This is a genomic window from Marinobacter panjinensis, assembly GCF_005298175.1.
Classification (GTDB): Bacteria; Pseudomonadota; Gammaproteobacteria; order Pseudomonadales; family Oleiphilaceae; genus Marinobacter; species Marinobacter panjinensis.
This window is the reverse complement of record NZ_SZYH01000001.1, coordinates 527593-549342: the sequence shown is the minus strand read 5'-3', so window position 1 is coordinate 549342 and position 21750 is coordinate 527593. Positions and strand designations below refer to the sequence as shown.

The following is a 21750-nucleotide window of genomic DNA, read 5'->3' as shown; positions in this document are numbered from 1 at the left end:
GCACGGGCTCAGACCCAGAGCATGGCGCCCATCTCCAGGGGGTGTGTCAGCGCCTCGTGGTACGGATACATTCTTAGCCTGAGGGTCTGCAGCCCGGGGTAGGAAGGCTGGACCTGCGTGGCGAAAACGGTCCGGCCATCCGCCTCGCTTTCCTGCTCGAGGAAAAAGCTCGGGGGGCCGGAGTTTTTATGGGTTCCGGTACATTCCGGGCTGACCAGGCACTCCACGCGTACATCGGCAGCGGTCAAGCCATTGAGCCATGCTTCAACCCTGAGCTCTACAGCACCGTCATGCGGGCAACGGCACTCGACACACCCGACAACGTTTATCTCTACCCCGGGCCAGGCTTCCCGAACCCTTGCTTTCCAGTCTGCAAGCCCCGTGGCCATCTCGCCGCCGTCGGCCATCAGCCGGGCGCCCTGCGTGGATGCCGTCTGGTAATAGTTGTTGACGTAATCCATTACCATACGCTGGCTGTTGAACATCGGCGTAATGGTTTTCATGGAAGCCTTGGAACGTTTTACCCAACCCTTTGAATAACCCTGGGAGGCGCGATCGTAGTATAGCGGTACCACCTCGAATTCCAGCAGATCCAGCAGGTCGCGTGCTTCCTCCTGATTACGGAATTCGGCATCCAGCTCGGTATCCCTGGGCGGAATGCCCCAACCATTCTTGCCGTCGTAACCTTCACCCCACCAGCCATCCAGAACGCTCAGATTCAGGGCCCCATTCAGGGCGGCCTTCTCACCGGAGGTACCGCTGGCTTCCTTGGGATATTCCGGCGTATTGAGCCACACATCCACGCCACTGACCAGTCGCCTGGCCATGGCCTGGTCGTAGTCCTCCAGCAGAATGAGGTGCCCCATCAGCGAGGGATGCATGGACAGGTCGTGAATAACCTTGATCAGATGCTGGCCCGGGTTGTCCCGGGGATGTGCCTTGCCGGCGAAGACGAGCACAACGGGGCGATCTGCGTTGGTGATAATCTGCTCCAGCCGGTCAAGATCGGAAAAAATCAGGGTGGCGCGCTTGTAAGTGGCAAACCTCCGTGCAAAACCGATCACCAGAGTGTCCTTCTCCGTAGAGATCAGTTGCCGGGTCATCCGCTCTGTCACTGAATGACCGGTGCCGTTGCGTTTGTGCTGACGCTTGAGGCAGCGAACAATGAACTCGCCCATCTGCTGTTTGAGTGCTTTGTGGACACTCCAGTAGTGATAATCCGGAATCCGGTCGATAAATTCCCAGAAATCCGGGTTTCGCTGTTCGCTCTTCCAGGTAGGGGCCTGGATGTCGAACAGGCTTGACCATTCCGGTGCCAGAAAAGTAGGCACATGCACGCCATTGGTAATGTAGCCCAGCGGGTTTTCCTCCGGTGGAACCTGGGGCCAGATATCGCCCTCCATCCGGGACGCCACACCACCGTGAATCCTGCTGACACCGTTGTGGAAGCGTGAGCCGCGCAGGCCAAGGCCGGTCATGTTGAAGGTGTCGTCATCGTCCTTGGCGCCCAGGGCAAATACTTTCTCGAAGTCCAGGCCGGACTCTTCCAGATATCGCCCCAGGGCATGTTGAACCAGGCTTCTTGGAAAGATGTCGTGGCCGGCGGCTACCGGTGTGTGGGTGGTAAACAGAGTTGCACCGGCAACGGCCTCCAGGGCGGCTTCGAAGCCGAGACCGGCGGCCATAACCTGTCGGCATCGCTCAAGTATCTGAAACGCGGCATGGCCTTCGTTGATATGCCAGGCTGTTGGTTGGAGCCCCAGAGCTTCAAGCACTCGTGTCCCGCCGATACCCAGGAGCATCTCCTGACTGATCCGTGTGGACTCGTCCCCGCCATAAAGCTGCAGTGTCAGCTCCTGGTCTTCGGGGCTGTTTTCCTCGGTGTGACTGTCCAACAGGTACAAACGGATATGGCCTACCCGCGCCTCCCACACCCGCGCAACAACATTACGGCCGGGGAAGGGCACCGAGACCTTGAGTACCTCACCATCTTTTTCAACGGGGGTTATTGGCAGTTCGTCACTCGAATGGGATTGATACCGGGCGATCTGCTGGCCCAGGGCGTCAATGCTCTGTACGAAGTAGCCCTGCTGGTACAGCAAGCCGATGGCCACGAAGGGCAGTGCGAGGTCACTGGCAGCCTTGCAGTGATCCCCCGCGAGAATGCCAAGCCCCCCGGAGTAGATTGGAAAACTTTCGTGAAAACCGAATTCGGCGCAAAAGTAGGCCACCAATGCGGTTTCCGGATCCAGTTTCTCAGTGACTTCCGGTCCGGGACCCGCTTCCAGATAGGCGTCGTAACTGCTCAGTACCCGTCGATATTCGGCCAGAAAAGCCCGGTCCTCCGCCGTCTCATCAAGCCGGTCCTGGGCAACCCGCCTTAGAAAGAGTTTCGGGTTATGCTCAACCTTCTGCCATAGGCGCAGGTCTATCCTGGCAAACAGGCTACGAACCCCGTGATCCCAGCTGTAGAACAGATCGTTGGCCAGTTCTTCAAGACGCTCAAGGGCCTCCGGAACCAAGGGGTGGGCCTCGAGTCTGAATTCCGTTGCTTTATCCATATCAATTGCCTCCGGGCGGGCACACGCTCGCGCTAATCCAGTCTTTAGATGTCACGCTCTTTGAGAATGCTCTGATACAGGTTGCCGTAGCTTCGGGCGCGCTGTTTCCAGGAGTAGTCCGCTGCCATACCATTCTCCTGGAGCCGGCGCCACGACTTCCGGTTCCTGAAATTCTCCAATGCCCGGTTTATCGTTGCCAACAGGGCCTGCTCATCGGCCTTGATGAACCGGAAACCGTTGGCTTTACCGATGCCTGCCTCCAGAGGGTCGTTTACAGTGTCAGAAAGCCCTCCAACCGCGTGTACCACGGGAATGGTGCCGTAGCGAAGGCTGTACATCTGGTTCAGGCCACAAGGCTCGAACCGTGAGGGCATCAGGAAAATATCGCATCCGGCGGTAATGCGGTGGGAAAGCCCTTCGTCGTAACCCAGTGTCAGGGACATCTGGCGGGGCCATTGCCGGGCGATCTGCTTTAGCGGTTCCTCGTAACGGGCTTCACCAGAGCCAAGCACTACGAATTGGCAGCCGCGATCCAGTAACTCGGGCATGACTGCAATCAGCCAGTCCACCCCCTTCTGTTCCACCAGACGCCCGATAAATCCCAGCAGGGGGCCGCCGTTGACCTCCAGGCCGAGTTCCTGTTGCAACTGGGCCTGGCACTGGGTTTTGTTTTTAAGGTGATCGCGGCCGTAATGGAACGCAAGTTCCGGATCCTCCTCCGGGTTCCAGACGCGGGTATCAATACCATTGAGTATCCCGGTGAGCCTGTGGGCCCGGTGTCTGAGAACCCCATCAAGACCATGACCGAATTCCGTCGACTGGATCTCCCGCGCATATTCCGGGCTGACGGTGGTAATGCGATCGCTGAAAACAAGACCGCCTTTAATAAAGGACAGCTGGCCGTAAAATTCCAGCTGGTCCCAGCGCCAGAGTGAATCGGGCAACCCCAGGGCTCGAAAGGTTTCGTGAGAGAAAATGCCCTGATAAGCGAGATTATGGATGGTGAATACCGTCCCCGGCCGATGGGAGTAGTGCTCGAGAAACACAGGGATCAGCCCGGTCTGCCAGTCGTTGCAGTGCACCAGGTCCGGCCGCCAGTTCACCCCGGCTTCGCCAACGGCCATCATGGCACCGACCCTGCCAAACAGCTCGAAACGATGGGCGTTGTCCCACCAGTCCTGGCCATTTTCATTTTGATAGGGGTTGCCGGGGCGGTCGAACAATGGCGGGCAGTCCACCAGCCAGAGTGTGACCGCCGTGCCAGGAAGCCGGGTCTGCCACAGGCTAACTTCGTATTGCCCGATCCGGAAGCGGGTTTTTCTGCGAGAACCCGCGTCTCTGGCGGCTTTGACAGCGGCCGGGTAGCCTGGCAGAAGAATATGGACGTCGTATCCAAGCTTACAGAGTGCTTCGGGCAGGCTGGCAGACACATCCGCAAGCCCACCGGTTTTGACCAGCGGGTAGACTTCACTGGTGGCGAACAGAACCCGGATCATACCGCCGGCCTCAGAATGATCGCGCCCAGGGGTGGCAAGGTCAGCTCCAGGGACCAGTTCCGGTTCATCCAGGGCTTTTCGTCCGCAGGCATCGGCAAGGGGTTACCCAGGTTGCTGCCACCGTAATACTCGGAATCGGAATTGAAAATCTCCTGCCAGGTGCCACTCTGAGGCAGCCCTATGCGGTAATGGTGTCGTGGCATCGGCGTGAAATTGACCACAATGACCGATGTTTCACCGTTGGCTGTGCGCAGGAAGCTGATCACGGACTGGGGCGAGTCATGGCAATCAATCCAGTCAAACCCTTCAGGCCGGAAGCACTCACCGTGTAGCGACACCTCCCGGCGGTAAAGGCCGTTCAGGTCCTGCACCAGGCGCTTGAGGCCCTGATGCTCCGGATAGGCGAGCAATGACCAGTCAAGTTCCCTGGATTCGCTCCACTCCCGGCGCTGGCCGAATTCGCCGCCCATGAACAGCAACTTGGCGCCGGGATAGCTGTACATGTAGGTAAGCAGCAAGCGTAATGAAGCGCGCTGCTGCCACTCGTCCCCGGTCATTTTATTGATCAGGCTGCTTTTACCGTGTACGACCTCGTCGTGGGACAGCGGTAGCAGGAAATTTTCTGTAAACGCATAGATCAGGCCGAAGGTCAGCTTGTCGTGGTGGTATTGGCGGTAGACAGGGTCCTGTTGAAGGTATTCCAGGGTGTCGTGCATCCAGCCCATGTTCCATTTCAGGTTAAAGCCAAGGCCGCCAATCTCTGGCGGGCGGGTAACCCGCGGCCAGGAGGTGGATTCCTCAGCGCATATCAGGGTTCCCGGAAATCGGCTCTGGCAGACACGGTTCAGTTCCCGCAAAAACTCAATCGCCTCGAGATTTTCATGGCCGCCATGAACGTTCGGCAGCCATTCGCCTTCCTTGCGGGAATAGTTGAGGTAGAGCATTGAGGCCACGGCATCCACGCGTAAGCCATCAATATGGAAGGCATCCAGCCAGAACAGGGCACTGCCAATGAGAAAGTTCCGGACTTCATGCCGACCGTAGTTGTAGATCAGGGTGCCCCAGTCCTGGTGTCGGCCCTGGCGCGGGTCCTCATGCTCGTACAGGGCACTGCCGTCGAACAGCGCGAGGGCGTGCTCATCGGTGGGGAAGTGCCCCGGAACCCAGTCCAGAAGCACGCCAATGTTGTTCCGGTGGCACTGGTCCACCAGATAGCGCATGTCATCCGGTGTGCCAAAGCGACTCGTTGGCGCATAGTAACCGGTGGTCTGATAACCCCAGGATTCGTCCAGCGGGTGCTCGGTGACCGGCAACAGCTCAATGTGAGTGAAACCCAGTTCCACCACGTAAGGAATCAGCTGGTCGGCCAGCTCGCGATAGGTCAGCCATCGTCCGGAGCCGTGATGGCGCCAGGAAGCCGCGTGAACCTCGTAAATTGAAATGGGGGAGTCCTGCCAGTTCCATTGGGCACGCCGGGCCAGCCAATCTCCATCACCCCAGCGGAAATGGCCGCGTTCGGCCACAATGGCTGCGGTATCGGGCCTCAATTCGAAGGCCTGGCCGTAGGGATCGGTTTTTAACAGCTGGCGGCCGTCTTCGGTGGTGATGGAAAACTTGTAAAGGGTTCCGGTACTGATGCCCGGGATAAAACAGGACCAGACACCCGTGCTGTCATGCAGGCTCATCGGGTGGGTGCTGGAATCCCAGTGATTGAACTCTCCTACGACGCTGACTGCCTGGGCGTGTGGGGCCCAGACCGCAAATCGTACGCCCTCAACCCCCCGGTTTTTGCAAACATGGGCGCCCAATACGTTATAGATGTGCCAATGCCGGCCTTCGGCAAACAGATGGAGGTCAAACTCGCTGAGCGTTGGGCTGTCCATAGACCTTGCTTTCCCCTGACCAGGTGGAATTCCATTGGACGTCACAGGGCCTTTTTGAAAAATGACCCACAGCAATTTTACGTCATAATTCCATGATAGTGTTCTAATATGATTACAGGCGTCAAATACATGGCAGAGCCTCGCGTTTCGAGTGCAACTCATGCGCGCGGTTTTTTCAGGGAAGCAGCTATGCATACGGCCAAACGTTTCGTCAGTCGTCTTACTCGTCAAACTCTCGCACTGGTACTTGCCGGAGGTCGGGGTTCACGTCTCCACGACCTCACCAAGTGGCGTGCCAAGCCGGCAGTCCCTTTTGGCGGCAAGTTCCGGATCATCGATTTTCCACTCTCGAACTGCATCAATTCCGGCATCGGCCAGGTAGGGGTGATCACCCAGTACAAATCCCATTCCCTGATTCGGCACATTCAGCGGGGCTGGGGATTTCTTCGCGGTGAGCTTGATGAATTTGTCGAACTCCTACCGGCACAGCAGCGCATCGAAACTTCCTGGTACGAGGGCACGGCAGATGCGGTTCTGCAAAACCTCGACATCATCCGCAGCCATAAACCGGAATATGTCCTGATTCTCGCTGGCGACCATATCTACAAGATGGACTATGGCACCATGCTGGCCGCCCATGTCGAGAACGAAGCCGATATCACCGTTGGCTGCATTGAAGTCCCTATTGATGAGGCTTCGGCGTTCGGGGTCATGTCCGTAGACGACGAGCTGAGAATCACCGAGTTCGTTGAAAAGCCTCAGAACCCGAAGCCCATGCCCGGCCATACGGATAAGGCACTGGCTTCGATGGGTATCTATGTATTCAGCACCCAGGTCCTGTTCGATGAACTGATGCGCGATCACCAGACGGTTGGCGACTCTTCCCACGATTTTGGCAAGGATATTATCCCCTCAGTGATCAGGCGCCTGCGGGTGGTTGCATTCCCGTTCCGCGACCCGGTGCAAGACAAACCTGCCTACTGGCGGGATGTAGGTACCATTGATGCGCTCTGGCAAGCCAATCTGGAACTGATCGGCATCAGCCCCGAACTGAATCTCTACGATTCCCACTGGCCGATATGGACCTACCAGGAACAGTTGCCCCCTGCCAAGTTCATATTTGATGACGAAAATCGCCGGGGAATGGCGGTGGATTCCATGGTCGCCGGCGGCTGTATTGTTTCCGGTGCTGTTGTGAAACATTCTCTTCTGTTCTCACAGGTTAGAGTTCATTCTTATAGTGACATCTCAGATTCGGTCATTTACCCGGATGTGGAAGTTGGTCGTCACTGCCATATCCGTAATGCTCTGATTGATCGTGGCTGCCGCATTCCGAAGGGTTCACGTATCGGTTTCGATGAAGCAGAAGACCGAAAGCGGTTTCACGTTTCTCCAAAAGGTATTGTGCTGATCACGCCCGAGATGCTCGGGCAGGATTACCCCCATGGCCTCTGATACCAGAATTCCGGTCGTGCTGTGCTGGCACATGCACCAGCCTTCCTATCAGGACATGCATACAGGTCAGTTTCTGTTTCCCTGGGTGTACCTGCACACCATCAAGGATTACAGCGACATGGCGGCGCACCTGGAACATGAGCCTGAGGCAAGGGCAGTGGTCAACTTTGCGCCGATCCTGCTTGAGCAGATCGAAACCTACCTGGTGCAGATTGAACGATGGCGCCACGGCGCGGGGGACATCGGTGACCCACTGTTGGCCGCTCTGGTCGCAGAGGAACTGCCGCAGCCAGGTACCCCGGCCTTTCTGGGAGTGATGGAGAAATGCCTGCGCGCCAATGCCGACCGGGTCATCGGGCGCTATCCGGCTTTCACGCAACTGGCAGAGCTGGCCGATGTCTACCGGGAAAAACCGGAATTGCAGAGGTACATCTCCAGCCGGTTCCTGTCGGACCTTCTGGTCTGGTACCACCTGGGCTGGATGGGTGAAACCATCCGCCGTGACAACCATTGCATTCAGAGCCTTCAGGAGAAAGGCTATAACTTCACCATGGACGAACGCAGGGCACTGCTGGATGTCATTTTCGATGTATTGTCCGGCATCGGGCCAAGATACCGGCGCCTGGCCGAAAAGGGACAGGTGGAGCTCTCCATGAGCCCCTATACACACGCCATGCTGCCGTTGCTGCTGGAACTGGAATCGGCCCGGGAAGCAATGCCGGAGATCATATTACCCGTACACAGTGATTACCCCGGCGGAAGCGAACGAGCTGGCTGGCAGCTGCATCAGGCAAAAGCGGTTTTTCATCGATTTTTCGGCATTGGGCCGGTTGGCTGCTGGGCTTCCGAAGGAGGACTCAGTCAGGCCACCCTGGATCTGCTTGGTGAACACAACTTCCGCTGGACCGCCAGCGGTGATTCCGTGGTTTACAATAGCCTCAATCTGGCCAGGGAGCAGAATCCCGAGCTGCCAGATACGGGCATCCATCAGCCATACGCCTTCGGTGAATCCCCGGTGACGGTGTTCTTCCGGGATGATGGTCTGTCTGACCTGATCGGCTTTAACTACGCGGACTGGCATGCGGAGGATGCTGTTGGCGACCTGGTGCATCACATGGAGAATATCGCCCGGCAGGCCAGGGGTCAGTCCAGCCCTGTTATTTCCGTCATTATGGATGGCGAGAACGCCTGGGAATACTACCCGGAGAACGGCTTTCATTTTCTGAATGAGCTGTACCGGGTACTTGCGCACCACTCGCAGCTGAAACTGACCACCTACAGCGATCTGATCGGGCACACGGTAGCCGAACCGATCCGCTTGCCCCATCTGGTGGCCGGCAGCTGGATTTACGGCACCTTCTCCACCTGGATTGGTGATCCGGATAAAAATCGCGCCTGGGACCTGCTCTGTGAGGCCAAGATCCATTACGACCGGGTGATGGATAACGGCAGCCTCAATGCAGAGCAGAAAGAGTCCGCGAAAAAACAGCTGGCCATCTGCGAGGGCTCAGACTGGTTCTGGTGGTTCGGGGATTATAACCCGGCTCAGATTGTCAGCGATTTCGAGCACCTGTACCGCCGACACCTGGTTAACCTGTACGAGATGATCGGTTATCCGGCACCGCCGTCCGTATTTCAGCAGCTGAGCCAGGGTAGCGGAGAACCGGCCCGCGGCGGTGCCATGCGGCCCGGGCATGAAGCGGATAAACCGGCATGACTTACAGCAGCGCCGAGGATCTGTTCAGTATCCGCCGGGCCGGCGTTTTGTTACACCCGACCTGTCTGCCGGGTACCTGGGGCGTGCTCGGTGCGAGCGCCCGCACCTTTGTCGACTTTCTCGCCGACAGCGGCCTAACCATCTGGCAAACACTGCCCATCGGGCCAACGCACCCGGATCTCTCTCCCTACCAGTCCCTCAGTGCCCACGCTGGCAATCCGCACTTTATTGACCTGTCGGAACTTGTGGACGAGGGTCTGCTGACCGAGGAGGAACTGGTGCTGCCAGCCCCCCACACCCGGCACCAGTTATTCACCCTGGCAGCACAGCGTTTCTTTAACAATGAAGGGAAGGGGGTAAACGGGTTTGACCAGGCTGGCTACCAACGCTTTCGCGAAACCAACGGATACTGGCTGGACGATTTCTGCCTTTTCTGTGGCATTCGCGAAGTTCAGTCGTCTCAGAGCTGGCTTCAGTGGCCGGAGTCCCTGAGAGACCGTGATGTCGGCGCACTGCAGGACTTTATTGACCAAAGCCAGTCCCGGCTTGCCAGGATCCGCTTCGAGCAGTTTCTATTCCACCACCAATGGCAGGCCCTGCGGGACTATGCCCGACGAAAAGGCGTATTGCTGTTTGGCGACATCCCCATTTTCGTGGCTCACGACAGCGCGGATGTCTGGGCCAACCGGCACCTGTTCAAGCTTGACGACCGAGGCGAGTCTACGGTGATCGCCGGGGTTCCCCCGGACTATTTTTCTCCCGATGGTCAGCACTGGGGAAATCCGATTTATAACTGGGGAGCCATGGCCCTGGAAGGCTACCGGTGGTGGTTGCAGCGGCTTGAGAGCCAGCGCCAGCTGTTCGATCTGATTCGCATCGATCACTTCCGCGGACTACAGGCCTATTGGGAGATCCCGGCAAAGACACCGGAACCGCGGTTCGGCTACTGGGTGCCCGGGCCGGCCGAACACTTCCTTGAAGCCTGTTTCACCCGTTTTCCGGATTTGCCATTGGTTGCCGAAAACCTGGGCATTATCAGCGATGATGTGGAACAGCTGCGTAAACGGTTCCGGTTGCCGGGGATGACGGTGATGCAATTTGGGTTTGACGGCAGCTCGGATAACCCGCACCTGTTGCACAATCACCACCCACGGGATCTTGTTTACACAGGAACCCACGATAATGACACCACGCTTGGCTGGTACCAGAGCCTTGATGATCACACACGGCGCTACGTTAATGCCTATCTGGGTGTTTCGGGCGACGACATGCCCTGGTCGGTGATTGAAGCCGCTTTCCGGTCCGTCTGCTCGCTGGCTATTGTTCCCATGCAGGATTTTCTGGGGCTTGGAACAGAGGCCAGGTTCAACACACCGGGAACCGTGGTGAACAACTGGGTATGGCAGCTGGAATGGAATCTTTGCAGCCAGGACCTGTCAAGAAAAGTTGATGAACTGGTGCAGCAGCATCGCCGTCTGCCATAAAGTCCGGTTGTTTTTTGATCAACATCAAATAGGTGTAAGCAACACTCCGCTATAAGTAACAGGCAGTTTCAACAATCAGCATTCTTTATGAGTCACTCGGGGGGGCGACATGGAACACAGACTCAGCAAACGCATACACGGAAAGCTTGGCTTGCTGATTTACAAGCGTGGAATGCCCGTGGCGACCGGTCAGATCCGGGATGCCTCAAAACGAGGGCTTTTCATTGCCACAGACTACACAGACGTTCAGTTGAACCAGCCTCTGGAGCTTGAATTTCGCTTTCCAGATAAACACGAAAAAAAGTTTCGCCGGCTTACGGTCCATGTTGTTCGCAAGTCAGACAAGGGTATTGGTGTCGATTTCGAGGGGGTTGAAAATGATAGCTTCACCGTATCGTCACTCATTCAATGGCTGAACAAACACCATAGGCCAGTGAACTACTTTCCCGCTCGCCAGCAAGCCTACTGAGACATCAAGGAGAAGAGGTCCATGGACAGACTGAAACACCCAGCTGACAGAGCGTGGCCTGAAGGCCGGCTACTGGCATTGCGACGTCAGCAAGGAGCAGGAGGTCAAACAGGCCCTGGACAAGGTTGCAGACACGTTCGTGACTGGCAGTGAACTGGTTATAGATGGTGGTTACACCGCTCATTGATAGTATCTCAGACCTGATCGAGCCTCATTTATGCCCCTGGCAGCCTACACTCCGCGATCCTTGCCGGAATCCCTGAGCGGGCTATTTACGCTCGCCCTGGATCTCCGGTGGACCTGGCATCACGGCAGTGATGAGCTGTGGCGTGCTCTGGACGAAGATACCTGGGAAGCTACCCGCAACGCCTGGCTGGTATTGAACAGTGTTTCCGATGACAGACTGCAGGAGTTGGCCGAGGACCCGGCGTTCCAGAACAGCTACGAAGATCAGATCAATGCCCACCACGAATTCGTTCACGCCAACACCTGGTATTCCGACGACTGCCCTGGTGATCTCGGCCAGGGAATTGCCTATTTCTGCATGGAATACGGGCTATGTGAGTCCCTTCCACTTTATAGTGGCGGGCTTGGCGTTCTCGCCGGCGACTACCTCAAAGCCGCCAGTGACCTCGGCATTCCCGTGACCGCTGTTGGATTGCTGTATCAGCAAGGGTATTTCCGCCAGGCCATCAGCACCGATGGCGAGCAGCTGGAGTTCTATCCGTACAACGACCCCACCATGCTTCCTGTTTCGCCGCTGAGGGACGAGGACGGCCAGTGGGTGAGGGTGGTTGTTCCCTTCCCGGGCCGACCTTTGCGGCTGCGGGCCTGGAAGGCGCAAGTGGGCCGGTGCCAGTTGCTGCTGCTTGACAGTAACGACCCGCGAAACGAACCCGGGGACCGGGGGATCACCAGTGAGCTCTATACCGGTGATCCGGAAAAGCGCCTGCAGCAGGAAATGGTACTCGGGATCGGCGGGTGGCGCCTGCTCAGGCAACTGGATATTCAGCCTGCGCTTTGTCATCTCAACGAAGGCCACTGCGCTCTGGCGCTGATTGAACGGGCCTTCAGCTGGCAGGAGCAGCAGCACACGGATTTTCAGACTGCCCGTACGGCCATCAGGGCGACCAACCTGTTCACTACCCACACCTCGGTAGCCTCTGGATTCGACCACTTTGCCGAATCTCTCCTTCGGCTTTACCTGGGCCCCTGGCTCGAAACCAGAGATCTCACCGTTGAAGAACTGGTAAAGCTTGGCTCGTCGAGTCCAACACCCGGGACTGAAAACAGCGACCAAAGCCTGAATATGGCGTTTCTGGCGTTGAACATGAGTGGGCGAGTCAACGGCGTCAGCCGCATCCATCAGAAAGTCTCTCAGAACATCCTCCAACCGCTTTTTCCCCGCTGGCCGGCCGAGGATATTCCGGCGGAATTTGTCACCAACGGTGTCCACACGCCCAGCTGGGATTCTCCGGAATCGGATGCGCTTTGGACACGGGCTTGCGGCAAAGACCGGTGGCGGCGCCCGTTACAGATTTCATGCCCGATGAATGATGTCTCTGACGAGGACCTTTGGCAAATGCGGCGACTACAGCGGAGCCGTCTGGTGCATTACCTGCGACGTCGTCTGGCGAGCCAGCATTGCGAGCAGAGCCCTGGCAATAATCACGCGTCAGCCTGCGGACTGTTACTGGATAATGAAACCCTGACCCTGGGATTCGCCAGACGATTCACGGAGTACAAGCGACCAGGCCTGTTGCTTAAAGACCAGCAAAGGCTGCTGGGATTGCTGGCCAGCCGGGACAGACCCTTGCAGATTGTGCTGGCCGGCAAGGCTCACCCCTATGACCACCGTGGCAAGGACATGATCCGACAATGGAAGGCGTTTTCCCGTCGCCCGGATGTCGAAGGCAAGGTGGTTTTTATCGAAGATTACGATCTAGGCGTTGCCAGCCAACTGATACAGGGCGTGGACGTGTGGCTGAACTGCCCCCGGCATCCCTGGGAGGCTTGTGGTACCAGTGGTATGAAGGTGCTGGTAAACGGCGGGCTTAACCTTTCCCAGTACGATGGCTGGTGGGCCGAGGCATGGAATAGCGACGTAGGCTGGGCCATCCGCCCAGGAGCTACATTCGAGGAGCTCGGCAGCTCGGGCGAACACGACCTGTCAGATGCCGGAGAGCTCTTTGATCTGCTGGAGCACGAGGTAATCCCCGCTTTCTACGATGTCGACAACGAGGGCATCCCCCGGCAGTGGTTGCAGCGAATCCGGGCCAGCATGGACCAGCTGACTGCCACTTATTCGGCCAACCGGATGGTGCGCGAGTATGTTGAAGGGTTCTATTTGCCGATGATGGAGCAGGGGAAGCAGCGTACCCCGGAAACAGCGGCAGCCATCGTGTCCGAGTACCGGGAAATCCTCAGGCATTGGCCAAGACTGAGGTTCAGTGCCATCAATGCCAGTGAGTCGGAGGGCAGCCAGACCTACACCGTAGAAGTCTATCTGGATGGGGTTGATGAGCAGCGTGTTACCGTGGAATTAGTGGCGGAGGCTTCCACATATGGGCCGGGAATGGTCACCGAAATGGCCATGAAGCACCCTCTCGCCGGATCAGCCCACAGCTACCTGTATGAGTGCAGGGTACCGTCACGCCCTGACGGGCACTACACCCCGCGCCTGCGGATCAGGGACGAGCGCCTGAATCTGCCGCTGGAAAATTCTGCCGTACTGTGGCTGAAATAAGTATCAGCTGCGCCAGAAAGCCGGTGAAAGCACAATCACCACACTGAGAATCTCCAGACGCCCCATCAGCATACCCACAGACAGAATCCATTTGGCAGCTTCGGGCAGTGGCGCGAACGTGCCGGCCGGGCCAATGGTGCCACCGAGGGCGGGCCCCACGTTAGTGAGAACCGTCAGGGCTCCTGACAGGCTGGTGATGAAGTCGAGCTGCAGCGCTGCCAGAGAGATCGTGATAATGAGCAGGCACAGCAAAAAAATGAATGTGTAAGCGATCATCGAGGAGATGATTTCATCACTCACTGCACGGCCGTTATAGTTCCGGGTGAATACGGCCCTGGGGTGCAGCAGCCGCATCAGCTGTTCCCGCAATACGATGAGCGAAAGCTGAAACCGGAAAATCTTCATCCCGCCGGCCGTAGATCCGGAACACCCGCCCACAAACATAAGGAAGAAAAACAGAACGAAAGCCAGGGGGCCCCAGGCGGAGTAATCCTCGGAAGCATAGCCGGTTGTTGTGACCACCGAAGTCACATTGAACAGGGTAGATACGTAGCCGTTTATCAGATCAAATTCCGCAGGGGACACATACCAGCGATAAACGGTTAGCAGTGCAGGAATAACCAGCAAAATGGTCAGAAACAGGCGTACCTGTTGGTCACGAAAAAGCACCCCATGCTGGCCGTGCAACTCGCGTACAAACAGGAAAAAAGGCAGGCTGCCAATCATCATGAACAGCGTTGCCTGCAGCAGGATCAGGTTTGAATCAAACTTGCCCATGGACAAATCCGAGGTGGAGAACCCCCCGGTGGCTATGCTGGTCAGGCCATGGTTGAAGGCGTCAAAAAGGCTCATTCCGGAGAACGAGTAGGTGGTCACGGCAATCACCGTAAACCCGACGTAGACAAAAAGCAGGCCGCGACTGAGCGTTTTCATTCGAGGCAGAGCCTTGTCTGTCCATTCGGACGACTCTGTTGCGAACAACCGCATGCCCCCTACGCGCAGAAACGGCATCACGGCAACGAACATACCGATAATTCCGATACCACCAATCCACTGCAGTATCGAACGCCACAGCAGGAGATCCTGGTCCATGGTGTCGAGGCCGGTGAGCACGGTTGCGCCAGTGGTAGTTATGCCGGAGGTGCCTTCAAATACCGCCTCGGCTGGTGTCAGCCCCAGGTCACTGAGATAGAACGGAATGGACGAGAGCAGGGCGATGATAAACCAGCTGGAAACGGTGAGCACAAACATATAGCGGGGCTTGAGATCCCGCGCCTGACGGTAAGTCGTCAGTATCCCCAGCAGGCCGACCCCGAAACAGATAGAAGCAGATTCGGCAAACGCCATCGCATTCGGCGCTTCAGAATTTGCCAGAAGAAGCACGGGCAACACCATGAACATACTCAGAAGTATAAACATGACGCTGATAATGAAGATTACAGGGTTCAGGTTTCTCAAAGGATGCTCAAGCCGGCTGAACAAAGAGATCGCGACAGAATACAGGCGGCATAGCGCTTTCGCAAGGCAGAACCCCCGAAGTGTCAGGGCCTTACCGGTTAATTAAATCACTGTAAATTCCGCGTAAATCGGGACCCTGCGGCTGGTGTTTGGCGTCTGGCTGGTGCACCTTCCGATAGTGAGTGTGGTTATACAACCCAAAAGGAGTATTGAGCATGAAGAAGCGAATTGCACTGATGTTGGGCCTTGCCTCGGTTTCGGCGCTGGGCGTTTCCCAGACTGCGACCGCTGACATGTACAAGTCTGGTGGTGGCAGCCTCTATGCAGGCCTGAACTACAGCTTTATCGACATTGAAAACGGCGGTGACGAACTGGACGTTGGCGCGCTTTCTGCCAAAGTAGGAGGACTGGTATCGCCATTCTTCGGCCTGGAAGCCCGTGCCGGCTTCGGTGTTGATGACGATCGCCATAGTGGCGTTGATTACTCACTGGACAACTTTTTCGGGGGTTACGCTACTCTTAACCTGGCGAACGAATCCCCGGCGACACCCTATCTGGTTTTCGGCTTCACTCGCGTTGAACTGGAAGCACAGTCAGTCCGGGGAACAACAACCGAAGATGAAACTGACTTCTCGTACGGTGCCGGCGTCAATGTCGACATCACCCCGGAAGTGGCTGGCAACCTGGAATACATGCGTTACTATGACAAAGACGGCGCTACCGTTGATGGCCTTGGTCTCGGGGTAACCTTCAGCTTCTGATCCGGTTAATTCCCGGCCTGGTTTTCTGGCGGCAGCTACCTGTTTGCAGCCAGAATTCCAGGAGCCCATTTGAATCATCTCGCCCATCTTTTTCTCGCACCGGACAGCCCCCAGGCCCGCGTTGGCAGCCTGCTCGGAGATTTTGCCCGGGGCGTCGTTGCCTCGGAGCTGCCGGCCGAGGTCAGGGAAGGGCTGTACCATCACCGTGCGGTGGACGCGTTCACCGATGGCCACCCGGAAGTCCTCGCCAGCAAACGGCTTTTCTCCACGCAACGGCGCCGTTTTGCCGGTGTCGCGCTGGATATTCTTTACGATCACTATCTGTTAAGAAACTGGAAACTCTTCAGCCATGTGGAATCTGATACCTTTATTGACCAGGTATACCGGGAGCTTGATGCCAATTCCTCATTGATGCCGGAACCCATGCAACGGGTGACCCGGCAGATTGTGCATCACGACTGGTTCCACTCTTATAGGGATCTTGAAAATATCGGATACGCTCTGGACCGCGTGGCCGGTCGTATCCGGTTCAGAAACGCGTTCAGCGGAATTATTGAAGAAATCGAGGAACACGACGAAGAGTTGGAGCGCCGTTTTTTGCGATTTTTTCCCGAACTCAGACACTTCGCCAAAGAGGACCCATAATGCTGCCGAAGTCCGTGAAGTTTATTGCCGCAGCGCTGCTCCTGAGCCCTGCAACACTCCTGGCTGATGCTCATAATGAAGAAAACAGCGTCCCTGAACGACTCGGGTTTATAGAGTGGGTGGTACTGGAAGAAACCGGCCTGCGCCTGAAAGCTCGCCTGGACACTGGAGCAAAAACGTCATCCCTGCATGCGATTAATGTCGAACCCTTTGAAAAAGGTGATGAGGAGTGGGTGAGTTTCCAGTTGCCGCTGGCTGACCATCAGGACCAGGAAAATGCCGACGGAGCCAATCTGGAGGAAGTCATTCTGGAGTTCAGTTTACCGGTGGAGCGTACCGTTAAAATCAAACGCAAAGGTGCGTCATCCCAGCGACGTTACGTGGTCAATATGGAGTTCTGCATTGCCGGCACCACGCACAGCACCGAGTTTTCGCTTACAGACCGCGGCAAGTTTTCCTATCCGGCGCTTTTGGGGCGTCGATTCATGAGTGATGACAATATCCTGATCGACTCGTCAGAAGCCTTCCTCGCGGAAAAAGAGTGTGAACACAAGACGCTGACTGAACTGGCCGACAAACACCTCAACTGAGCCGGCCCAGAAGTCTCCAGATAGACATATTTTCCCGAAAAGTATATACTGATACCATCTTGGACAGGCTGAAGAAGCGTAAATGGGTGGTATCAACTATGACAAATGCACAGAAGCTCGAACCCGTTGAGAAAAGCAGAGCCCCCGGTGTTGGCCTGAAAACCGTATTCACGATTCTGGACCGCTGGGGCTGTACGCCGGAGCAGGTACAGAAAATCCTGCAGATATCACGACCGGCGTACTACAAGTACCGTAAGAACCCGGCGCAGGCCAACCTGACCCACGACCAGATCGAGCGTCTGAGCTACCTGGTGAACATTCACGGGTCTCTGCGGATGATCTTCGAGAATCCGAAGAACGTTTACGGCTTTATGGGCCTGAAAAACGACAACCCGTATTTCAATGGCAAGAGCCCGCTGGAGGTTATCAGTACCGGCCAGTTCTCAGCGCTCTATGAAACCTTCAAACGTATCGACGTTCTGCGCGGAGGCCTCTGGTGAGCCAGGAGTTGCCGCCCATCATCAGACTGGACACTGTGAACGGGTATCGCCTGATCAACTCGAAATTCCCACCCATCAGCCTGTTTGACGATGTGGCCGATGAGGACGAATTCGAGGCCCTGTATGAACTCCAGGCGATGACCAACCCCCGTTTGCAGACAGAGCTGGGAAATCTCAACCTGGTGCGAAAAGAAGACATACCTTTCGGGATCCCCGGATGCTCCTACGCCACCGGCCCGTTTACCCATGTCAACCCAGAAGGTAGCCGCTTCAGTGATGGCCAGTACGGTGTTTTGTACATGGGTGACAGCATTGATACCGCCATTGCCGAAGTTGCCTATCACCAGTCGCGCTACTGGCAGGGCGTTCATGGCCTGGACTACGACCGACTGGTTTTCAGGGGGCTGAAATGCAAGGTAGGGCAGACGGCGCTCCACGATGCCACGACGATCTCCTTTGAAGATCCTATCTACGACACCGACAGTTACGCTGCTTCACGGAATTTCGGGCGCAAACTTTACCAGGCAGGTTCCGAAGGGCTGCAATATCACTCAGTCAGGAAGCCCGGTGCAACGTGCTGGGGACTGTTCACGCCCAGACACGTTCGCAGCGTCATCCAGAGTGCGCACTATGAGTTCATATGGAACGGCGAGGAAATCAGTTCAGTGAACAAATTCACCCGGGCAACTGCAGTCCGCTGATCTTCTGTTCTAGCCGCCACCCAGCGCAGCTTTTTCCATTTCAAGGTAAACACGATAGGCGTTGGCCTTGTTGGACGCATCGAATGCCGGCAGGTTCTCATAGCGGGACCAGTCCGACTGCTCATAGGCATCTTCGAACTCAACCCACCCCTCAACCGCAGCCCCCATGCGATCCCGGACATACGCCAGATAGTCATAGGTGAAGTTGAGGGCCTCCATGGCATTTTCCGATGCCTTGCCGTGGCCCGGTATCAGGATTCGGGGATTCAGTTCCCTGACCTTATCAATGGCGTTCATCCAGTTACCGGTGTCCACCTCGGAGCTGGCGAGGTATGGAACCCGGTCATTCTGAATAATATCGCCGGAAAACAGAACACCGGCAGGCTCAACCATCATCAGGCTGTCATCCGGCGAGTGGGCGGGCCCTGCATGCACGATACGGAACCGGTAACTACCGGATTCCAGAACCATTTCCTCCTGAAAGGTGACATCAGGGGCGACTAACCTGGTGTTATCGTCTACCCAGGGAGAGAGAGCCTTCCGACGCTGTTCGAGGCGTTGGCCGGCATCCGAGCTGTTGACATAAACACTGGAGGCTTCCTGAGCGATGACCTCCGCTTCCGTCAGTTCCCTGAAGGCCTGGAGCCCATATACGTGGTCCGCATGATAATGGCTGATCACCACTTGAGTGATGGGTAATTCCGTAATTTCGCGTATTTTATCGACCATTGCTGCGCCAAGGCTTGGCGTTCCCAGGGCATCGAACACCACCACACCCTTTTCGGTGATTACGAATCCGGCATTGGCCGTGAAACCTTCGTTCTGCTCTCCCGGCACCCCGGAGTGGCCTGAAAAATAGTAAACGTTGTCCACGCTCACGGGGTCTGCCTCAAATGGAATCGTGAGTGGGGGATATTCCGGCATGGATTCGGCAGCCAGCGTTCCTGAACCGATCAGCATTGCGGCAGCCGTACCGGCGGAACTGATCAAGATTTTAATTTTTTTTGCAGGCATTTCGGATTCTCCTTCAATTTTTCTGCGACCTAGTAAGTGCCTGTATTGGCCATGGTTCACGTCGTATTAACAGCATCCAGAACCCGGTTTTACCCACGAAGGTCTAATGAATCCGTATTCAAAAACCACTTGTAACCTGATCGCGAGGGGTCTATAACAAAAGTTATATCCTTATAACAGAAACAACAAGACCGTCCGTCAGTTCCATACTGAAGTGTCGGCCGACTGCCCCCCGAGGGTATCGAAGGAGGAGAAAATAATATGTTCGGCAAACTTCGCCGACTCGACCGGGATGTATCCAGACTAGCCCTGGAAGAGTCAGAACGCTTACCCTCAGCAGAACGCAGACGCTTTCTAAGGAATGGCCTGTTTACTGCTGGTGGTGCCATGGTTGGAGGTGCCCTTGCAGGCATTGCTCCGAAGGCCCTGGCAGCGACGCAGTATCCGCCAGAGATTCCATCGTGGACCCGAACTCTCGGGCCAGGTGTGGTTGCCGATCCGTATGGTGTGCCGTCTCCCTTTGAAAAGGAGGTCATCCGCCGGAACGTACCCTGGCTGACCGCCGACAAAGTCTCGTCAATCAGCTTTTCCCCACTCCAGCACCTGAAAGGCATCATCACTCCGAATGGTCTTTTCTTCGAGCGCCATCACGCCGGCCGACCGGAAATCGATCCTCAGCAACACCGATTGATGATTCATGGTCTTGTGGAACGACCGATCATTCTCTCCATGGAAGATCTGCAACGGTTCCCCAGCGTTTCCCAGATCAACTTTATAGAGTGTCCGGCCAACGGCGGCATGGAATGGCGTGGCGCCCAGCTCAACTCCCTCCAGTTCCTCCACGGCATGGTGAGCTGTGCCGAATGGACTGGTGTTCGGCTCTCCACACTGCTGCAGGACGCTGGCATCAAGACACAAGGCAAGTGGGTGCTGGCCGAGGGCGCAGACGGAGCCGCCATGACCCGGAGTATTCCACTCGAGAAAGCCCTGGATGATGTCATCGTCGCTTATGCCCAGAACGGTGAGGCACTGCGCCGCGAGCAGGGCTACCCGATCCGTCTGGTGGTACCGGGCTGGGAGGGTAATACCCATGTGAAATGGCTGCGCCGGCTGGAAGTGGGCGACAAGCCCTGGATGCAGCGCGAGGAAACGTCCAAGTACACTGATCTGATGCCCGATGGCACGGCCCATGGCTTCACCTGGGTTATGGAAGCCAAGTCGGTTATCACATCGCCGTGTCCCGAAATGCCACTGCGCGGCAAGGGCATTCACCAGATTGAAGGGTTGGCATGGAGTGGCCGAGGCAAGGTGAAAGCTGTGGATGTTTCGGTTGATGGTGGTCAGAACTGGCAGCAGGCCCAATTGCGGGAGCCGGTTATGTCCAAATCGCTGACCCGGTTCTCCCTTGAGTGGAAGTGGGATGGCAATCCGGCACTGCTGCAATCACGGGTCATTGATGAAACCGGGTATGTGCAACCGACACTGGGCCAGCTCAGGCAGGCTCGTGGCACCAACTCGATTTATCACAAGAATTCGATCCAGACCTGGAAAGTCAACGGCGACGGAGGCGTGGTCAATGTTCAGCTTTCATAACACACCACGCCTGCTCGCCAGCACCTGTTGCGGCATCCTTCTGACAGCAATGCCCGTTGCCGGTTCTGCAGAGCAGGCCGGGTACTACGGGTACGGGGAATCCCCGACCGATGAACAGATCGCCGCCTGGGACATCGATATCCGCCCTGATGGCACGGGGCTGCCCGAGGGCAGCGGTACCGTCGATGAAGGCATGGCCGTTTACGAGACTCATTGCGCCTCTTGTCACGGTGCCTTCGGAGAAGGCATGGGCCGCTACCCCAAGCTTGCAGGCGGCGACGGCAGTCTCGCCGAGGACCGTCCGGAAAAGACGGTGGGAAGTTACTGGCCTTACGCCTCGACACTCTGGGACTACATCCACAGAGCCATGCCGTTTTTTGCACCTCAATCTTTGTCAGATGACCAGGTTTATGCGCTGACCGCCTATGTCCTGAATCTCAATTACATCGTGGACGGGGACTTTGTTGCCAACAAAGAGACGCTACCGAAGGTAGAGATGCCCAATCGCGATGGCTTTATCTGGGAAGACCCGCGGCCGGTCGTGAACAACGAGCGCTGCATGAAGGATTGCATAGACGAGGTAGCGGTGTCCGACTCGGCTGAAGGCAAGAACCTGACGCCAAGCACCACCGGGCCCCTTGACGAGGGGATAACAGAATAATGGCTGACCAGGAGGA

General features: G+C 56.6%; 18 protein-coding genes. 12 read left to right on the top strand and 6 right to left on the bottom strand.

The window, feature by feature from the left end; genetic code table 11:
* Positions 1-8: 8 nt before the first annotated feature.
* Genes glgP (FDP08_RS02465) through glgB form a run of 3 tightly spaced genes read right to left on the bottom strand, consistent with a single transcriptional unit; the run spans position 9 to position 5940 of the window.
* Positions 9-2561: an alpha-glucan family phosphorylase gene (gene glgP / locus FDP08_RS02465; RefSeq protein ID WP_137434450.1), complete on the bottom strand. Its 2553-nt coding sequence runs from the start codon at positions 2559-2561 to the stop codon at positions 9-11.
* Positions 2562-2605: 44 nt separating this feature from the next.
* A complete protein-coding gene (gene glgA, locus FDP08_RS02460; protein WP_137434449.1) occupies positions 2606-4057 on the bottom strand; it encodes a glycogen synthase GlgA in 1452 nt (483 codons plus the stop codon).
* Positions 4054-5940: a 1,4-alpha-glucan branching protein GlgB gene (gene glgB / locus FDP08_RS02455; protein ID WP_137434448.1), complete on the bottom strand. Its 1887-nt coding sequence runs from the start codon at positions 5938-5940 to the stop codon at positions 4054-4056. Before glgB ends, glgA begins: the two co-directional genes overlap by 4 nt.
* A 189-nt stretch (positions 5941-6129) precedes the next feature.
* Between glgB and glgC the strand changes: the two genes are divergently transcribed.
* The 4 genes from glgC to FDP08_RS02435 all read left to right on the top strand — a co-directional run bounded on the left by glgC (position 6130) and on the right by FDP08_RS02435 (position 11065).
* Positions 6130-7395, top strand: coding sequence for a glucose-1-phosphate adenylyltransferase (gene glgC / locus FDP08_RS02450; RefSeq protein WP_137434447.1), 1266 nt, complete (start codon positions 6130-6132; stop codon positions 7393-7395).
* Positions 7385-9112: a glycoside hydrolase family 57 protein gene (locus FDP08_RS02445; RefSeq protein ID WP_137434446.1), complete on the top strand. Its 1728-nt coding sequence runs from the start codon at positions 7385-7387 to the stop codon at positions 9110-9112. The genes glgC and FDP08_RS02445 overlap by 11 nt, the downstream gene beginning before the upstream one ends.
* The gene (gene malQ / locus FDP08_RS02440; RefSeq protein WP_137434445.1) at positions 9109-10596 is read left to right on the top strand and encodes a 4-alpha-glucanotransferase; all 1488 of its coding nucleotides are present in this window, start codon (positions 9109-9111) and stop codon (positions 10594-10596) included. The genes FDP08_RS02445 and malQ overlap by 4 nt, the downstream gene beginning before the upstream one ends.
* A gap of 151 nt (positions 10597-10747) precedes the next feature.
* Positions 10748-11065: a PilZ domain-containing protein gene (locus tag FDP08_RS02435; protein ID WP_228263214.1), complete on the top strand. Its 318-nt coding sequence runs from the start codon at positions 10748-10750 to the stop codon at positions 11063-11065.
* A 4-nt stretch (positions 11066-11069) separates the two neighbouring features.
* Here the strand turns inward: FDP08_RS02435 and FDP08_RS20285 are convergent, their stop codons facing one another.
* Positions 11070-11249: a hypothetical protein gene (locus FDP08_RS20285; RefSeq protein ID WP_170978959.1), complete on the bottom strand. Its 180-nt coding sequence runs from the start codon at positions 11247-11249 to the stop codon at positions 11070-11072.
* Between the two features lie 33 nt (positions 11250-11282).
* Between FDP08_RS20285 and glgP (FDP08_RS02425) the strand changes: the two genes are divergently transcribed.
* Positions 11283-13811 carry an alpha-glucan family phosphorylase gene (gene glgP, locus FDP08_RS02425; protein ID WP_137434443.1) on the top strand — a complete coding sequence of 843 codons (2529 nt, stop codon included), beginning with the start codon at positions 11283-11285 and terminating at the stop codon, positions 13809-13811.
* Between the two features lie 3 nt (positions 13812-13814).
* On the opposite strand, the gene FDP08_RS02420 is transcribed toward glgP (FDP08_RS02425), so the two are convergent.
* Entirely contained in the window at positions 13815-15230 is a 1416-nt protein-coding gene (locus FDP08_RS02420) for a TrkH family potassium uptake protein (protein WP_137434442.1), read from the bottom strand.
* Between the two features lie 254 nt (positions 15231-15484).
* Between FDP08_RS02420 and FDP08_RS02415 the strand changes: the two genes are divergently transcribed.
* The 5 genes from FDP08_RS02415 to FDP08_RS02395 all read left to right on the top strand — a co-directional run bounded on the left by FDP08_RS02415 (position 15485) and on the right by FDP08_RS02395 (position 18466).
* Positions 15485-16030 (top strand): porin family protein, encoded by a 546-nt coding sequence (locus tag FDP08_RS02415; protein ID WP_137434441.1) that lies wholly within the window; start codon positions 15485-15487, stop codon positions 16028-16030.
* Between the two features lie 69 nt (positions 16031-16099).
* On the top strand, positions 16100-16675 hold the full coding sequence (locus FDP08_RS02410; protein WP_137434440.1) for an acyl carrier protein phosphodiesterase: 576 nt from the start codon (positions 16100-16102) through the stop codon (positions 16673-16675).
* On the top strand, positions 16675-17265 hold the full coding sequence (locus FDP08_RS02405; RefSeq protein WP_137434439.1) for an ATP-dependent zinc protease family protein: 591 nt from the start codon (positions 16675-16677) through the stop codon (positions 17263-17265). Before FDP08_RS02410 ends, FDP08_RS02405 begins: the two co-directional genes overlap by 1 nt.
* Positions 17266-17363: 98 nt before the next feature.
* Entirely contained in the window at positions 17364-17765 is a 402-nt protein-coding gene (locus FDP08_RS02400; RefSeq protein WP_137434438.1) for an antitoxin Xre-like helix-turn-helix domain-containing protein, read from the top strand.
* Complete coding sequence (locus tag FDP08_RS02395; RefSeq protein ID WP_137434437.1) at positions 17762-18466, top strand: RES family NAD+ phosphorylase; 705 nt, start codon at positions 17762-17764, stop codon at positions 18464-18466. The genes FDP08_RS02400 and FDP08_RS02395 overlap by 4 nt, the downstream gene beginning before the upstream one ends.
* A 9-nt stretch (positions 18467-18475) precedes the next feature.
* Here the strand turns inward: FDP08_RS02395 and FDP08_RS02390 are convergent, their stop codons facing one another.
* Positions 18476-19480, bottom strand: a complete 1005-nt coding sequence (locus FDP08_RS02390) for an MBL fold metallo-hydrolase (RefSeq protein ID WP_137434436.1) — start codon at positions 19478-19480, stop codon at positions 18476-18478.
* Between the two features lie 261 nt (positions 19481-19741).
* Here FDP08_RS02390 and soxC point away from each other — a divergent pair, with 261 nt between their 5' ends.
* The gene (gene soxC, locus FDP08_RS02385) at positions 19742-21073 is read left to right on the top strand and encodes a sulfite dehydrogenase (protein ID WP_137434435.1); all 1332 of its coding nucleotides are present in this window, start codon (positions 19742-19744) and stop codon (positions 21071-21073) included.
* Positions 21057-21734 (top strand): c-type cytochrome, encoded by a 678-nt coding sequence (locus FDP08_RS02380; protein WP_137434434.1) that lies wholly within the window; start codon positions 21057-21059, stop codon positions 21732-21734. The genes soxC and FDP08_RS02380 overlap by 17 nt, the downstream gene beginning before the upstream one ends.
* Positions 21735-21750 lie beyond the last annotated feature (16 nt).

Coding starts and splice junctions, on each gene's coding strand:
- glgP (WP_137434450.1), bottom strand. CDS start 2,561: ATGGATAAAGCAACGGAATTCAGACTCGAGGCCCACCCCTTGGTTCCG.
- glgA (WP_137434449.1), bottom strand. CDS start 4,057: ATGATCCGGGTTCTGTTCGCCACCAGTGAAGTCTACCCGCTGGTCAAA.
- glgB (WP_137434448.1), bottom strand. CDS start 5,940: ATGGACAGCCCAACGCTCAGCGAGTTTGACCTCCATCTGTTTGCCGAA.
- glgC (WP_137434447.1), top strand. CDS start 6,130: ATGCATACGGCCAAACGTTTCGTCAGTCGTCTTACTCGTCAAACTCTC.
- FDP08_RS02445 (WP_137434446.1), top strand. CDS start 7,385: ATGGCCTCTGATACCAGAATTCCGGTCGTGCTGTGCTGGCACATGCAC.
- malQ (WP_137434445.1), top strand. CDS start 9,109: ATGACTTACAGCAGCGCCGAGGATCTGTTCAGTATCCGCCGGGCCGGC.
- FDP08_RS20285 (WP_170978959.1), bottom strand. CDS start 11,249: ATGAGCGGTGTAACCACCATCTATAACCAGTTCACTGCCAGTCACGAA.
- glgP (WP_137434443.1), top strand. CDS start 11,283: ATGCCCCTGGCAGCCTACACTCCGCGATCCTTGCCGGAATCCCTGAGC.
- FDP08_RS02420 (WP_137434442.1), bottom strand. CDS start 15,230: ATGTTTATACTTCTGAGTATGTTCATGGTGTTGCCCGTGCTTCTTCTG.
- FDP08_RS02415 (WP_137434441.1), top strand. CDS start 15,485: ATGAAGAAGCGAATTGCACTGATGTTGGGCCTTGCCTCGGTTTCGGCG.
- FDP08_RS02405 (WP_137434439.1), top strand. CDS start 16,675: ATGCTGCCGAAGTCCGTGAAGTTTATTGCCGCAGCGCTGCTCCTGAGC.
- FDP08_RS02400 (WP_137434438.1), top strand. CDS start 17,364: ATGACAAATGCACAGAAGCTCGAACCCGTTGAGAAAAGCAGAGCCCCC.
- FDP08_RS02390 (WP_137434436.1), bottom strand. CDS start 19,480: ATGCCTGCAAAAAAAATTAAAATCTTGATCAGTTCCGCCGGTACGGCT.
- soxC (WP_137434435.1), top strand. CDS start 19,742: ATGTTCGGCAAACTTCGCCGACTCGACCGGGATGTATCCAGACTAGCC.
- FDP08_RS02380 (WP_137434434.1), top strand. CDS start 21,057: ATGTTCAGCTTTCATAACACACCACGCCTGCTCGCCAGCACCTGTTGC.